The organism is Mesorhizobium sp. C395A (assembly GCF_030323205.1).
Taxonomy (GTDB): domain Bacteria; phylum Pseudomonadota; class Alphaproteobacteria; order Rhizobiales; family Rhizobiaceae; genus Mesorhizobium.
Map to the genome: position 1 here is coordinate 810706 of NZ_CP100473.1, position 14382 is coordinate 825087.

13 protein-coding genes are annotated in these 14382 nt (G+C 64.6%); 6 read left to right on the plus strand and 7 right to left on the minus strand.

Annotated features, from left to right (window positions below):
* Positions 1–14: 14 nt before the first annotated feature.
* Positions 15–1076: a maleylacetate reductase gene (locus NLY37_RS03955; RefSeq protein ID WP_023742394.1), complete on the minus strand. Its 1062-nt coding sequence runs from the start codon at positions 1074–1076 to the stop codon at positions 15–17.
* A 305-nt stretch (positions 1077–1381) separates the two neighbouring features.
* Between NLY37_RS03955 and NLY37_RS03960 the strand changes: the two genes are divergently transcribed.
* The 6 genes from NLY37_RS03960 to NLY37_RS03985 all read left to right on the plus strand — a co-directional run bounded on the left by NLY37_RS03960 (position 1382) and on the right by NLY37_RS03985 (position 8277).
* Positions 1382–2266, plus strand: coding sequence for an AraC family transcriptional regulator (locus NLY37_RS03960; RefSeq protein WP_023672497.1), 885 nt, complete (start codon positions 1382–1384; stop codon positions 2264–2266).
* A gap of 229 nt (positions 2267–2495) precedes the next feature.
* Complete coding sequence (locus tag NLY37_RS03965) at positions 2496–3560, plus strand: ABC transporter substrate-binding protein (protein ID WP_023672498.1); 1065 nt, start codon at positions 2496–2498, stop codon at positions 3558–3560.
* 168 nt (positions 3561–3728) lie between these two features.
* Positions 3729–4553, plus strand: coding sequence for an ATP-binding cassette domain-containing protein (locus NLY37_RS03970; RefSeq protein ID WP_023688990.1), 825 nt, complete (start codon positions 3729–3731; stop codon positions 4551–4553).
* Complete coding sequence (locus tag NLY37_RS03975; protein ID WP_023742395.1) at positions 4550–5809, plus strand: sugar ABC transporter permease; 1260 nt, start codon at positions 4550–4552, stop codon at positions 5807–5809. The genes NLY37_RS03970 and NLY37_RS03975 overlap by 4 nt, the downstream gene beginning before the upstream one ends.
* 27 nt (positions 5810–5836) lie before the next feature.
* Positions 5837–6565, plus strand: a complete 729-nt coding sequence (locus tag NLY37_RS03980) for an SDR family oxidoreductase (protein ID WP_023742396.1) — start codon at positions 5837–5839, stop codon at positions 6563–6565.
* Positions 6566–6669: 104 nt separating this feature from the next.
* Complete coding sequence (locus NLY37_RS03985; protein ID WP_023742397.1) at positions 6670–8277, plus strand: FGGY-family carbohydrate kinase; 1608 nt, start codon at positions 6670–6672, stop codon at positions 8275–8277.
* A gap of 10 nt (positions 8278–8287) precedes the next feature.
* Here the strand turns inward: NLY37_RS03985 and NLY37_RS03990 are convergent, their stop codons facing one another.
* Genes NLY37_RS03990 through NLY37_RS04015 form a run of 6 tightly spaced genes read right to left on the minus strand, consistent with a single transcriptional unit; the run spans position 8288 to position 14174 of the window.
* Positions 8288–9217, minus strand: coding sequence for a phosphatidate cytidylyltransferase (locus tag NLY37_RS03990; protein ID WP_031193489.1), 930 nt, complete (start codon positions 9215–9217; stop codon positions 8288–8290).
* Positions 9218–9256: 39 nt separating this feature from the next.
* Positions 9257–9925: a lysophospholipid acyltransferase family protein gene (locus tag NLY37_RS03995; RefSeq protein ID WP_023672504.1), complete on the minus strand. Its 669-nt coding sequence runs from the start codon at positions 9923–9925 to the stop codon at positions 9257–9259.
* 3 nt (positions 9926–9928) lie between these two features.
* Positions 9929–10363 carry a hypothetical protein gene (locus NLY37_RS04000; RefSeq protein WP_023693832.1) on the minus strand — a complete coding sequence of 145 codons (435 nt, stop codon included), beginning with the start codon at positions 10361–10363 and terminating at the stop codon, positions 9929–9931.
* 10 nt (positions 10364–10373) lie between these two features.
* Positions 10374–11744, minus strand: a complete 1371-nt coding sequence (locus NLY37_RS04005; RefSeq protein WP_023742398.1) for a phosphatase PAP2/dual specificity phosphatase family protein — start codon at positions 11742–11744, stop codon at positions 10374–10376.
* Between the two features lie 4 nt (positions 11745–11748).
* A complete protein-coding gene (locus NLY37_RS04010; protein ID WP_031246357.1) occupies positions 11749–13530 on the minus strand; it encodes a bifunctional alpha/beta hydrolase/class I SAM-dependent methyltransferase in 1782 nt (593 codons plus the stop codon).
* Positions 13531–13571: 41 nt separating this feature from the next.
* Entirely contained in the window at positions 13572–14174 is a 603-nt protein-coding gene (locus tag NLY37_RS04015; RefSeq protein WP_023703071.1) for a CDP-alcohol phosphatidyltransferase family protein, read from the minus strand.
* Positions 14175–14382: the final 208 nt, after the last annotated feature.

Below are 14382 nucleotides of genomic sequence, written 5' to 3' on the forward strand. Positions count from 1 at the left end.
CTTGCTTGTTGCCGTCAGTTTTGCGGACGCCTTCCCTCCCACGCGTGCTGCAACAGGGCGCGGATTGCGGCGCGGTCGAAAGGCCGCGGATTCCAGTATGGGTTCCTGGTCGCAATCTCGGCGGCGCGGTCGAGATCGGCCTGCTTGAGGCCGAGTTCTTTCAATGTAAGGGGCGCGCCGACCGCCTTGGCGAAATCGTGGAGACCGCTACCGGCGCTGCCGCCAAACAAGTCGGCGACCGGCTTCAACAAGTCGGGCACCGCGACGGCGTTGAAGCCGATCGTGTGCGGCAACATCACCGCATGGGTCTCGGCATGCGGCACGTCGAAAGAGCCGCCCAGCGTGTGACAGATCTTGTGATGCAGCGCCATGCCGACGGCGCCGAGCACCGTACCGCACAGCCAGGCGCCGTAAAGCGCATCGCCGCGTGCATCGATATTTCCAGGCTCCTTGGTCAACACCGGCAGCGCCGCCTTCATGGCGCGCAATCCTTCTTTCGCCATCAGGGTGGAAATCGGATGGCGATCCTGCGCGTAAAGCGCTTCGGCCGCGTGCGCCATGGCGTTGAGTCCTGACGCGACGCTCATCGCTATCGGCAGGCCGACGGTCAGCTCTGGATCGTAGATCACCACTTCCGGCAGGATCCTTGCGTCACGCATTGTGGTTTTTTCGCCGTTCTCGGTCTGACCGAGGATCGGCGTCACCTCCGAGCCGGCATAGGTGGTCGGGATGACGATCTGCGGCAGGTCGGTGCGCCAGGCGATCGCCTTGCCGAGACCGGTGGTCGAGCCGCCGCCAAGCGCGACAACGCAGTCAGCGTTGACCTCGGTCGCCTTGGCCATTGCCGTTTGGGTTACCTCGACCGGCGTGTGCATGGCGGCGCCCGAAAAGGTGCCGGCCGCCAACGCGCCGAGGGACTTAGCAAGCGCCTCGCCGTCGGCAGCCCGATGCGGCGTCGACAGCACCAGCGCGCGATTGCAGCCGAGTTTTTCGATCCAGGTGCCCACCTCGGACGACGCGCCATTGCCGAAGACAATTTGCGCAGGGCTGCCGGAGTAGGTGAACGTCCTTGTCATGCCGATCCGCTCCCTTTGCATACTATCACCGTGACGGACCCGAAATCGAGCGACCTCTCGCTGCCGGCGACACGTTTGCGTCGTCATCGTCTCGCAAGCGGGGCCTGATCTCTCCCGCGTACTCGCAAACGTATCGCGTTGACCATAAAAACGTCAAAAAAGTATCAGTGAGGTGGACACACCGTGGTGGCGGCTGCATGAATTGCCGCCTAAGCTTCGATCACTGCAGAGAGCGGCAAACGCGGCCTGCGGGAGATGGCACTGCAACTGGTCGCATGACCGGACCGGCGCCGGGAGGAACTGACATGAATCCGGACTTGGAAGTCGTCCAGATCAGACGCGGCGAGTCGTTCAAGGCCTGGGCCCACGGCTACCCCTTCCACACGGTGCGCTGGCACTTCCATCCCGAATACGAAATACATCACGTCGTCGCCACCACGGGCCATTATTTCGTCGGTGACTTCATCGGCGAGTTCGAGCCCGGCAATCTCGTGCTCACCGGACCCAATCTGCCGCACAACTGGGTCAGCGACGTGCCGGCAGGCGCCAGCGTGCCGCTGCGCGGCCGCGTCGTGCAGTTCTCGCAAGAGTTCATTGCCGACGCCACCGCCGCGTTGCCGGAACTTGCCGGTTGTGAAAACATTCTCGAGCTCAGCCGCCGCGGCGCGCTATTCTCCACCGCTACCGCCAAGCTCGCCGCACCTGTGCTGGCCGAACTGGTCGAAGCGCAAGGCGTTCGCCGCATCGCTTTGTTCATGGAGCTGATCGATATTCTGAGCCGCGCCGCCGATGTGCGGACGCTCACCAGCGCCAGCTATCTGCCAGATCCCTCAGGCTTCATGTCGGCCGGCGTCAACAAGGCGCTTGCCTATATCAACGCCAACCTGACCGAGCCGTTCAGCGAAAGCGATCTGGCGGCGATTGCCGGCCGCAGCCCGAGCGCGTTTTCGCGCAGCTTCCGCCGCCATACCGGCATGGCCCTGGTGCAGTATGTCAACCGGCTGCGCATCAACCTTGCCTGCCAGCTGCTGATGAGTGAGGCCGACATGCCGATCACCGAGATCTGCTATGCCGCCGGCTACAACAACATCTCGAATTTCAACCGCCAGTTCCTGACCCAGAAAGGCATGTCGCCTTCGCGCTTCAGGGCCCTGCTGGCGGAAAACATCAGCGCGGAGATTGCCGCCTAACAGGGAGGACCGGGAGGAGCCTAGACATTTACTGAGGTAAGAACGCGGGGTGCGTTGGAGGCGCCCCGTGCTGGAGATCGCTTGTCCCGAAATCCAGAGATATCAAGAGGATGCGCAGCACGGATCAAGTGCTCCGTTGTTCCTCGCAACAGCCCGACTGCAGTCAAGGCCCGGCGCCATGTGGTGTCCAGGGCTTCATGAAACCATTCCTTGAAACGGAGCTATCAAAATGACCAGATTTGCCTGGAAATCGACGGGAGCCATCGCGCTCACTCTGTCTCTTCTTGGCGGCACCGCTGCCTTTGCCGCCCCGGTTACCGACGCCACGGTCGCCTTCTTGATGCCCGACCAGGCCTCGACGCGCTACGAGCAGCACGACTATCCCGGCTTCGTCGCCGAGATGAAAAAACTCTGCCCCGGCTGCAAGGTGATCTACCAGAACGCCGATGCCGACGCCTCGCGCCAGCAGCAGCAGTTCAACTCGGTAATCTCGCAGGGCGCCAAGGCGATCGTGCTTGACCCTGTCGACTCGACCGCCGCCGCCTCGCTGGTCAAGCTGGCGCAGAGCCAGGGCGTCAAGGTCATCGCCTATGATCGCCCGATCCCGACTGCACCTGCCGACTTCTACGTCTCGTTCAACAATGAAGGCATCGGCAAGGCCATTGCCGACTCGCTCGTCGAACACCTCAAGGCGCTGAAGGTCGACCCGGCCAGCGGCGGCCTGCTGCAGATCAACGGATCGCCGACCGACGCGGCCGCCGGGCTGATCAAGAAGGGCATCCATTCCAGCCTCGACAACAGCGGCTACAAGATCCTTGCCGAATACGACACGCCGGAATGGGCGCCGCCGAAGGCGCAGCAATGGGCAAGCGGCCAGATCACCCGCTTCTCCACGCAGATCGTCGGCGTCGTTGCGGCCAATGACGGCACCGGTGGTGGCGCCATCGCCGCTTTCAAGGCCGCCGGTGTCGATCCGGTGCCGCCGGTGACGGGCAATGACGCGACCATCGCCGCCCTGCAGCTGATCATCGCCGGCGACCAGTACAACACCATCTCCAAGCCGAGCGAGATCGTTGCGGCGGCTGCCGCCAACGTCGCCGTCCAGCTTCTGTCGGGCGAGACGCCGAAGGCCGAAATGACCCTCTACGACACTCCTTCGCAGCTGTTCACGCCGGCGGTGGTGACGCAGGAAAACCTAAAGGCCGAGATCATCGACAAGAAGATCAACACCGCCGAAGAGCTTTGCGTCGACCGCTACGCCGAAGGTTGCAAGAAGCTCGGCATTACAAAGTGACAATGCAGGTCGCCCAAAAGTGCGCAGCGGTTTTGGGATAACGACATGCATAAAAGGATGACCTAGAATCCTGATCCTGCTTTCCGGCCGCCCTTGCGGTGGCCGGAAGTTCGCAGTCAATCTTGTTCGCAGTCACTCTTGACCGCCCATCCGGAAAGGTTTGCCACCATGTCTGACATCTCTGACGGACCGGTTTCGGCAGGCGAGCTGGTGCTCAGCCTGCGCGGCATCTCGAAGAATTTCGGCGCCGTTTCGGCGCTCACCGATATCGATCTCGATGTCCATGCCGGCGAGGTGGTGGCGCTGGTCGGCGACAATGGCGCCGGCAAGTCGACGCTGGTCAAGATCCTGGCCGGCGTCCACCAGCCGAGCTCGGGGACCATCAATTTCCGCGGCAGGCAGGTGACCATGCCTGACCCGAGTGCCGCGCTGACGCTCGGCATCGCCACCGTTTTCCAGGATCTGGCGTTGTGCGAAAACCTCGACGTCGTCGCCAACATCTTTCTCGGCAAGGAGATCAACCCGCTGCGGCTGGACGAGGTGGCGATGGAAATTCGCGCCTGGACGCTGCTCAACGAATTGTCGGCGCGTATTCCAAGCGTCCGCGAGGCGGTCGCCTCGCTGTCCGGCGGCCAGCGCCAGACGGTGGCGATCGCCCGCTCGCTGCTGCTCGACCCCAAGGTCATCCTCCTCGACGAGCCGACCGCCGCTCTTGGCGTCGCCCAGACGGCGGAAGTGCTGAACCTCATCGACCGGGTGCGCGAGCGTGGGCTCGGCGTGCTGATGATCAGTCACAATATGGAGGACGTGCGCGCCGTCGCCGACCGCATCGTGGTGCTCAGGCTCGGCCGCAACAACGGCGTCTTCGAACCCGACGCCTCGAACCAGGAACTGGTCAGCGCCATCACCGGCGCCGCCAACAATGCAGTGTCGCGCCGCGCCGAACGGCGCAAGGCCGCCGAACAAGCGCACAACCAGGAGCAGCGGCCATGAGCGCGGAGCCCAAGCAGGACACCTCTTCGTCGACGGCGCTCGACCGCAGCGACGTCCGCGTCAAGCACCAGGCCGGCGTCGGTGGCGCCATCAGCGCCTTCTTCGACCGCGTCCGCTCCGGCGACCTCGGCTCGTTGCCGGTCATCGTCGGCCTGGTCATCATCTGGAGCGTGTTCACCGCGCTCAACCCGGTGTTCGTTTCGTCAAGCAATCTGGTCAATCTCCTGTTCGACTGCTCGACCGTCGGCGTCATCGCGCTCGGCATCGTCTGCGTGCTGATGGTCGGCGAGATCGACCTGTCGGTCGGCTCGATCAGCGGCTTTGCCTCGGCCATGGTGGGCACGCTGTGGGTCAACCAGGGCTGGCCGGTGGCGCTCGCCATCCTCGCCGCGGTTGCCGTCGGCGGTTTCATCGGCGCGCTCTATGCCTTGCTGTTCAACCGGCTCGGCATGCCAAGCTTCGTCTCGACGCTCGCCGGCCTGCTCGCCGTGCTCGGCCTGCAGCTGTATATTCTGGGCTCCACCGGCTCGATCAATCTGCCCTATGGCTCGAACCTGGTGAATTTCGGCCAGTTGCTGGTCATGCCGGACTGGCTGTCCTATGCACTGGCGGCATTGCCCGGCATCATCATGCTGATCAGCGGCCTGCGCACCGTCAGCCGCCGCCGGGCCGTCAATTTGTCGGCGCCGTCTGTCGGCGGCCTCATCGTGCGCGTCGCCGCCCTGACCATCCTGCTCGAACTGATCGTCGGTTATCTCAACCAGGCGCGCGGCATACCGTGGATGTTCGGCCTGTTCGTCGGCCTGGTGGTGGCGATGAACTATGCGCTGACCCGCACCCAATGGGGCCGCTCGATGACCGCCGTCGGCGGCAACCGCGAAGCGGCGCGCCGGGCCGGCATCAAGGTGCGCTCGATCTACCTCAGCGCCTTCGTCATGTGCTCGATGTTTGCCGCCCTCGGCGGCGTCCTGTCGGCGGCGCGGCTGGCCTCCGCCAGCCAGCAGGCCGGCACCGGCGACGTCAACCTCAACGCCATTGCGGCGGCGGTCATAGGCGGCACCAGCCTGTTTGGCGGCCGTGGCAGCGCCTATTCCGCGCTGCTCGGCATCATCGTCATCCAGTCGATCGCCAGCGGGCTGACCTTGCTCGATCTGTCATCGTCGCTTCGCTACATGATCACCGGCGCCGTTCTGGCAATTGCGGTCATCGTCGACTCCCTGGCACGCCGCTCGCGGGTTTCCCACGGCCGAGCCTGAACCAACAGAGAATACGAGGATAGAAGAATGGCTCAGGATTTGAGTGGAAAAGTCGCGGCGATCACCGGCGCCGCGTCGGGCATAGGCCTGGAATGCGCGAGAGCGCTGATTGCCGCCGGCGTTCGCGTTGTGCTCGTCGATCGCGCCGAAGACGCGCTGAAAAGCGTCTGCACCGAACTCGGTCCCAACGCGATCCCGCTGGTGATCGATCTGATGAAGCCGGCCAGCGTCGCGACGATGATGCCGCAAATCCTGGACAAGGCCGGCCAGCTCGATATCTTCCACGCCAATGCCGGCGCCTATGTCGGAGGCCCGGTGCTCGAAGGCGACCCCGATGTGTGGGACCGCATGCTGAACCTCAACATCAACGCGGTGTTCCGTTCCATACACGCCGTGCTTCCGCATATGGTCGAACGAAAGACCGGCGACATCATCGTGACGTCCTCGATCGCCGGACTGGTGCCGGTGGTCTGGGAGCCGATCTACACCGCCTCCAAGCATGCCGTGCAGGCCTTCGTCCACACGGTGCGCCGGCAGGTCGCCCCGCACGGCCTGCGCCTCGGCGCGGTGCAGCCGGGGCCGGTGGTGACAGCGCTGATCAGCGACTGGCCGAAGGACAAGCTTGAGGATGAACTGGCCAAGGGCGGCCTGATTCAACCGGTCGAGGTCGCCGAAGCCGTGCTGTTCATGCTGACTAGGCCGAGAAATGTCACTATCCGGGATCTGGTGATCCTGCCGCAGAGCAATGATTTGTGAGGCAGTAGGCATTAGGCAGTAGGGAATGGGGAGAGGCTCTTGCAACTGGCCGTTCACTGCTGACCATCTCGCCTACTGCCTACTGCCTAACTTCTGAGGTTCCCATGTCCCACTTCCTCGGCATCGATGTCGGCACTGGCAGTGCCAGGGCGGGGGTATTCGACAGCAAGGGCACCATGCTTGCCTCGGCGAAGCGCGACATCGCTCTGTTCATCGAGCCCGGCGAAATCGCCGAACAGTCGAGCGAGGACATCTGGCGTGCGGTTTGCGCCAGCGTGCGCGAGGCGGTGACCAAGTCGGGGCTCGCTGGGCGCGACATTGCTGGCATCGGCTTCGACGCCACCTGTTCGCTGGTCGTGGTCGGCAAGGACGGCGCGCCGTTGCAGGTCGGCAGTTCCGGCGACAGTCAGCGCAACATCATCGTCTGGATGGATCACCGCGCGCTCGACCAGGCGCAGCGCATCAATGCCGGCAAGCACGCCGTGCTCGACTATGTCGGCGGCACCATCTCGCCGGAAATGGAAACGCCGAAGCTGCTGTGGCTGCGCGAGAACCTGCCCGCCACCTTCGATGCGGCCGAGCATTTCTTCGACCTGACGGACTATCTGACCTGGCGCTCAACCGGCAGCCTGGCGCGCTCGATCTGCACGCTGACCTGCAAATGGACCTATCTCGGTCATGAGCGGCGCTGGGACGATGCCTATTTCCGTGCCATCGGCCTCGGCGCGCTCGCCGATGAAGGCTTTGCCCGCATCGGCACCGAAATCGTCGAAGGCGGCACGGCACTTGCCCAAGGCCTGACTGAGGCCGCCGCGGCCGATCTCGGCCTGCTGCCGGGAACGCCGGTTGCGGCCGGCCTGATCGATGCCCATGCCGGCGGCGTCGGCACGGTTGGCGGGCAGGGCTCGGTCGGCACCTTGCAGTCGCGCATGGCCTATGTGTTCGGCACTTCGGCCTGCACCATGGCCAGCACCAGCGAGCCGGCCTTCGTGCCCGGCGTCTGGGGCCCGTATTTTTCCTCGATGGTGCCGGGGCTTTGGCTCAATGAAGGCGGGCAATCGGCGGCGGGTGCTGCAATCGACCACCTCGTCGCTTTCCATCCGGCCACGGCTGAGGCATCCGCAAAAGCCAAGGCGGAAGGTCTCGGCCTGACCGCTTGGCTTGGTCAGCAGGCGGCGAAGCAGTCCGCCGACCTGTCCGCAGTAGCGCACCTAGCCGATGGACTGCATGTCGTGCCGGAATTCCTCGGCAACCGCTCGCCCTTCGCCGATCCTGAGTCCAAGGCCCTGATCGCCGGGCTTGGCATGGACACGTCCCTCGACAGTCTGGTCGCGCTCTATGTCGCCGGCCTGCTGGGCATCGGCTACGGCGTTCGCCAGATCCTGGCGGCGATGGCCAAAAAAGGCATTGCCATCGACACTATCGTCGTCAGCGGCGGTGCGGCGCAAAGCGAGCTGGTACGTCAGCTTTTGGCCGACACCACAGGCCTGACCGTCGCCGGTTCGACCTCGCCCGAACCGGTGCTGCTCGGCTCAGCCATATTGGCTGCGGTGGCGGCGCAAAAATTTCCCGATGTGATCGCGGCGATGACCGGCATGTCGCGCATCGGCGACATCTATCGCCCGGCCGGTGGCGACCTCGTGCCCTGGCACGACAAGCGCTTCGCCGCCTTCGAATTGCTGCAGCAGGCAGGCCGGGCCATCCGCGATTGAACGGCTTCGCTCACGTCCAGAAATAGCGGACGATGTGGAAGAACACCGGTGCGGCGAAGACCAGGCTGTCGGCGCGGTCCATCATGCCGCCGTGACCCTCGATCAGGTGACCCCAGTCCTTGACGCCCTGGTCGCGCTTGATCGCCGACGCCACCAACCCGCCGAGGAACCCCATCAGGCAGGCGATGAAGGCGACGCCTGCCGCCGCCAGCGGCGAGAACGGCGTCAGGAACGACAGCAGCGCGCCGAGAAGGCTCGATGCCACCAGCCCGCCGCCCAGCCCTTCCCAGGTCTTCGAGGGCGAGACGGAGGGCGACAGAAGATGCCTGCCGAACAGCTTGCCGAAAATGTATTGCAGCACGTCGCTGCCTTGCACGGTGATGATCAGGAAGGCGATGAGCAGGAGGTTGCGGCCCTCGAAACCGGGCACGTTGAGGGTCAGCAGCGCCGGCACATGGCTGACGCAGTAGACCGAGATCATGACCGCCCATTGCTGCGCGGACACGCGCTCGAGGAAGCGCTCGGTGTCGCCGTTGAGCGCGGTGACCGCCGGCATCAAGAGGAAGCAGTAGACGGGGATGAAAATGGTGAAGAGCCCGTACCAGGCGGTCCACACCAGCCAGTACTGGAAGGGAATGATGATGCCGAACATGCCGAGCAGCACCCAGTGGTCGCTGCGCCGGCTGTGCGTCAGCGTCACGAACTCGCGCAGCGCGGCAAACGAGATCAGCGCAAACAGGATGGTCATGCCGGTGCGGCCGAAGAAGAAGGCGACGGTGATCGCCAGCACCATCACCCACCAGGCGTTGATGCGCTGGTTCAAGTTGACGAGCGTCGAGGGCAGCGGCTTCGGCGCCCGCCATGAGAGGATACCGGCAACGATGCTCGCCATGGTCAGCACGCAGATCAGGCCGGCCAGCAGGATGACGGTTTCATGCATTGGCGGCAGTGTCATACGAAGTCTCTTTGCCTGGTCATGCTAGTGGTCCCGATCGGGACGCGGGTTGAGCGACAGCAGCGTCTGGCGCGCGCGCTCGAGGAAGGTGCGGCGTTCTTCGCCGGGCGCGATCGCCACCGGCGGACCGAAGACGACGCGGCACAGAAGCGGCACCGGCAGGAACTGGCCCTTGGGCAGCACGCGCGACATGTTCTCGATCCAGCACGGGATGAGTTCGACATCGGGCCGCGCCATCGACAGATTGTAGAGGCCGGAGCGGAACGGCAGCAGATCCGCCTCCGTCGTGTTGCGAGTGCCTTCGGGAAACAGGATCAGCGAGTGGCCGTCGTCGAGCACCGACAGCATGATCGAGATCGGGTGTTGCGTTTCGTCGGTCCACTGCCGGTGGATGAGCACGGACGACAGCATGTCCTGCGCGATGAAGCGGCGCAGCCGCGACTTGCCCCAATATTCGGCCGCCGCGATCGCATGGGTCCGGGCGCGCACCTTCTCACTCAGACAGGCCGACAGCAGGATGAAATCACCATGGCTGGCATGGTTGGCGAAGTAGATGCGCTGCCGCTCCGACGGCTGGCTGCCGTTCCAGATTGGTCTGACGCCGGTTACCACCCAGGCCGCCGCCGACAGGCCGACCGACGTCACCGTCTGCAGCAAGGTGAAGGTGTTGGCGCGCAGGTGAAGTTTTGTCATGGCTCAAACAAATGCTGCGAAAAGGGATGCCGCAGCAAACATGGCGAGCGCCATGCGCTGCCTTGTCAGCAGGCGGCGCGTGCCTGCCATGCGATGGTCGAGCGAGCGGCCGCCGGCAGTGGTGGATTTCAGGCGCATGCGCGCCAGCACATCGTCGACCGCGGCACCCCCGGCGGCCTCGCTGGCGTGGCTTGCCATCAGCCGGAACAGCAGCGCATCGAACAAAAGCAAGGCCGAAAGAGCCAGCGTGGCCACGGCGCTCGCCGCCGCGACCAGCCAGGCCGCCGCGGACAGCGCTGTCGTCTGCGGTCCGGCCACCAGGCCGATGACCGGCGCTGCCATCACAGCCGCGACCACCAGCAGGATCGGCCACACCGCCTGCACCATCAGCCCGGCGGCGAATATTTCGGCCTTCTCGGGAAAATTGTCGCCACTCATGCCGGCCAACTCATGTCGGTTCTTCCAGCCCCGGTTCTTCCAGCCCCGGTTCATCCAGCCCGATCTGAAGGTGCACGGGCCTGCCCGACGCGGCGAGTTTCTTGCGCGCCTGTGCAGCTGTGTACGAGCGCCCCGTCACCACCAGCCAGTCGGCGACGATGGCCGCACTGCGCTGGAAGCCGAGCGCGCAGCAGACCAGGACGGTGCCGCGCCGGCGCGCCAGCTCGATCGCCGCCACCGCTCGCTCCAGCCTGTCGTGAGGCGGCGCCACGAGGTCGAGCATCGCGTAGCTGATCCAGCGGCAGGTCACGCCGCGCGGCCGTTCCATCTCGCCGGCAAGGTCGATCACTGTGCCGAAGCGGTTGGCCTCGTCGGCACTCGGAAACCGGCCGAGGAAAACACCGTCGGTGATCTCCACTTGCGGCGCCAGTTGGCGGGTCCATACCCACACATTGATCCGGGCGCCAAGCCGGTAGGGCAGGAGCAGGATACGGCTGGCCAGTGAGACGCTACCATCGGCTGCCTTCTGGAACACTTTGGCGCCGGCCCCAGCATAGCCGAAGGTGACGATGGCCAGCGCCAATGCCGGCCACAACAGGATGAGAAAATCGGCGGAGACCAACGCGCCCTCGGCAGCGCCGGCCAGGGCAAGGGCCGCCCCCAGCCCGTAATAACCCGCCAGCCGCCGCGCCCTTGGGTCGGCGGTCAACCGAAAACCCCAGAATGGCAATTCGCCCTTGAACGGAAACAGCCATAGCGCAAACAGGCCGAGCAGCGCGCCGGTCGGAATGTCGATGAAATGATGCTGCCACGTCGTCAGCACCGAGGCGCCGATGAGAAAACACCAGACGTGCCAGACGGGGCGGAGAATGCCGCCGAGACGGTGGCGTGCCAGAACGTGACGCCAATGGTCCCAGATGATCACCAGCAGCGCGATGTGCAGGGATGGCGCCTGGTTGAACGGCTTGTCGAAACCACCGAGCACCGCAAACAGAAAACCCGGCAGGCCGGTGGTTTCCGGCCGCACGAAGGTCGCCGTCAGCGGGAACGCGATGAAGCAGGCGACGGCAATGATCTGCGCCGAGAGATAGCGGCCGGCGAGCCGGTCGACGCCGCGCCTGGTCGTGTTGAGCAGCAGCGATAGGCCGTAGAACAGATTGATCGACCAATAGGGCACGATCGTCCAGGCGACGAACGGGATGGCGTATTCCCAGGCAAACACGATGCTGCCGACATGGTCGCGCCGCGACGCCAGCCAGTTGGCAAAGCCATAGGTCGAATAGAAGAATGGCGCCAGCAGCGCCAGCCAAAGGGCTGCCCTCAGCACGATGCCCAAATAGGGTTCCCGCGCCGGGGCAGGGTCAGTGACAGGCAGGGCCATGGTCTCAGACGCGCCGTGCGACCGAGACGGTGAAGATGCCCCATTGGTCGATGCGCTGGTCGATCTTTGCGAAACCGGCAGCCGTCACCAACTGGTCCATCTCGCCCTGCGTGCGCCGCCGCATCACCCAGGCCTGTCCGCCGCGATGCGAGGTCAGGCTGCGCGCGATCATCTCCAGCTGCGGATGCCATGGCTGATTGGTGTAGACGAGCAGGCTGCCGGACTGCATGGCGCTCGCCAGCCCGCCGAGCGAGCGGGAAATCATCGTATTGTCGGCGAACAATTCGTAAAGTCCGGAGACGATGGCGAGGTCCGGCGCCGGCTTTTGCCCGGCCAGCATGTCGGCATCGAAGGCGTCGGCCTGATGAAAGGTGACGCTGGTCGGCAGCTGCCGCTCGGCTATCAGCTTCGAACCCAGTCCGACATTGAGCTCGGAATAATCCTGCAGCCGCACGCTTGCTGGTGGTTCAGTGCATTTGGCGACGGCATCGAGTACATAGCGGCCGTGGCCGGCGGCGATGTCGAGCATGTTGACGGGACGGCCAGCTGCCTTCAGGCTGGCGGCGGCGTTGCCGATCAGCTCTTCCAGATGCAGCTTGCGCTGGCGGATGCCGCGCCAGCCGATGGCGTCGAGGAAGGTGCGGTCGATCATGCGGCCGATGAAGCCGGTGCCGCGCGCATCGTTCTCGTAGACATAGTCGAGCGTCGAGCCGGAATCGAAGCCGGTGGCCATGCCGATCTTCATGCCCGAAGACAGCCAGGCGCCCATGCGGATCGAGGCGCGACTCATCGCCCAGAAAATACCCTTGGGCGACAGCAGCGTCAGCGGCGAGGCGAGCCTCTCGGCCTCGTCGCGGGTGTAGCCGGCGCGGTCGGCCTGAAGCAAGTCGATGGTTTTCTCCGGCGTGGCAAATTGCTTTTCGAGGAATGGCCGGATCAGGTCCAGCGCCTGCTGGCGATCGCGCTCGCCCAGCGTGTCGTGGAAGAAGCCGGGCAGCATATGCCGCTCCTTGGCGCTGCTGCCGAGATTGACGAAGAATTCGTGCTGCGGTCCATGCCGCACCACCCAATCGCTGCCGGAGATCAAGAGCTGCGTCGGCACGGTGATGGCGCGCGCGTCCGAGACGATGCGGGCAGCGTGGTCGTAAAGCTCGACCAGGATGTTGGAGGCGATCGGTCGCGTGATCAGCGGATCGCCGTCGAAGGAAGCGATGCGCTCGGCATCATGCGTCAGGAACTTCGCCTTGACGTAGGAATTGACGAAGAAGCGGCCCTTGAGCTTCTGCCACAGCGCAATGCCCTCCTTGGCGAAGGGCACGTAGAGCTTGACCGAAAAGGCCGGTGAAGCCACCACCAGCGCGCGGATGTCGGGCGCATAGTCATGCACCCAGGCAGCAGCCAGCACGGCGCCGAAGGACTGCGCGATCAGCGCGATGTCGCGCTGGCCAAAACCATCCCGGCCGATCTCGCGCACCAGGCAGTCGATATCACGCACCAGGGCGGCAAAGGACGGCGCATAGCCGCGCTCGCCGGCCGATCGGCCATTGCCGCGGGCGTCCCAGGCGTAGAAGGCATGGTCGGGCATGGCGAGCTCGTCGACCAGATGCGCCATGCGGCCGCCATGCTCGTGGCCGCGATGGAACAGCAGGATCGCACCCTTTGGCGCCGACCCGGCGGCCGGCCAGTAGCGGTAGAAGATCTCGGTGCCGTCATGGCTCTTGAACGTGCGCTCCTGCGCGATGCGCTCGAGGCTTGCCGGTGCTAGGGCGGCGATGGTCTGGTGGATCATGGTTTCCCTCTGGCGGTCGGGTGCCTGACGCTTTGGCATCAGGTGCCGCCCGCTCTAAGGCCGCTGCGTATCCGGTTGATGGCGGTTATCCCCGACAGTGTAGCCATGATCGGAAACACAAATGGCGCGATCCCCGCCACCCACAGGCCGCAAGCGAGGAGAAAGCCGATGACGCCGAGCACCAGGGCTCGGTCGCTCTTGCCGAACGGCCCGGCATAGTTGCGCCCGCTGCCTGCGGCAACGCCAAGCACGCCGGCGAACTCGACAAGCATGGCGGTAATAGCGAAGGCGACGACACCCCAGGCCGGGAACAAGGTGGCAAAGGCCAGGATCAGCGCCAGGTCCGAGACGACGTCGCAGAGTTCGTTGAGAAACATGCCGAGTTTTGATGCTTGCCCATGTTCCCTGGCCAGCATCCCGTCAATGGCGTTGAGCGCCATGCGCACGAACAGCACCACCGGCATCAACAGGAAAACCAGGGGATGGTAGGCAAAGGCCGCGACCACCAGGCCGGTGGCGATGGAGAGCGCCGCGGCGAGAAGCGTGATCTGGTTGGCGGTGACGCCGGCATCGGCCAGCCGGTCGGCCAGCGGCCGCAGCCTGGCCTGAAAGGCCGGTTTCAGTTGATAAAGCGTTGGCATGTGCGATCCCCCAACCGCGGCTCATGACAGTGTCGGCGAGATTGGTCAATCGGCAGGCAGGGCGCAAGGGCTTGCACCAGCATCCGCACCGTTGCGGGACTCGAAACTCCCGGCATGGATGCAGAGGCGCAGCCGAAGATCTCGGCCAAGCAGGATGTTGCGCGCTACAAACCGCCTCGCAAATGAGAACTTTACAAATATTCGTATT

Coding starts and splice junctions, on each gene's coding strand:
- NLY37_RS03955 (WP_023742394.1), bottom strand. CDS start 1,076: ATGACAAGGACGTTCACCTACTCCGGCAGCCCTGCGCAAATTGTCTTC.
- NLY37_RS03960 (WP_023672497.1), top strand. CDS start 1,382: ATGAATCCGGACTTGGAAGTCGTCCAGATCAGACGCGGCGAGTCGTTC.
- NLY37_RS03965 (WP_023672498.1), top strand. CDS start 2,496: ATGACCAGATTTGCCTGGAAATCGACGGGAGCCATCGCGCTCACTCTG.
- NLY37_RS03970 (WP_023688990.1), top strand. CDS start 3,729: ATGTCTGACATCTCTGACGGACCGGTTTCGGCAGGCGAGCTGGTGCTC.
- NLY37_RS03975 (WP_023742395.1), top strand. CDS start 4,550: ATGAGCGCGGAGCCCAAGCAGGACACCTCTTCGTCGACGGCGCTCGAC.
- NLY37_RS03980 (WP_023742396.1), top strand. CDS start 5,837: ATGGCTCAGGATTTGAGTGGAAAAGTCGCGGCGATCACCGGCGCCGCG.
- NLY37_RS03985 (WP_023742397.1), top strand. CDS start 6,670: ATGTCCCACTTCCTCGGCATCGATGTCGGCACTGGCAGTGCCAGGGCG.
- NLY37_RS03990 (WP_031193489.1), bottom strand. CDS start 9,217: ATGCATGAAACCGTCATCCTGCTGGCCGGCCTGATCTGCGTGCTGACC.
- NLY37_RS03995 (WP_023672504.1), bottom strand. CDS start 9,925: ATGACAAAACTTCACCTGCGCGCCAACACCTTCACCTTGCTGCAGACG.
- NLY37_RS04000 (WP_023693832.1), bottom strand. CDS start 10,363: ATGAGTGGCGACAATTTTCCCGAGAAGGCCGAAATATTCGCCGCCGGG.
- NLY37_RS04005 (WP_023742398.1), bottom strand. CDS start 11,744: ATGGCCCTGCCTGTCACTGACCCTGCCCCGGCGCGGGAACCCTATTTG.
- NLY37_RS04015 (WP_023703071.1), bottom strand. CDS start 14,174: ATGCCAACGCTTTATCAACTGAAACCGGCCTTTCAGGCCAGGCTGCGG.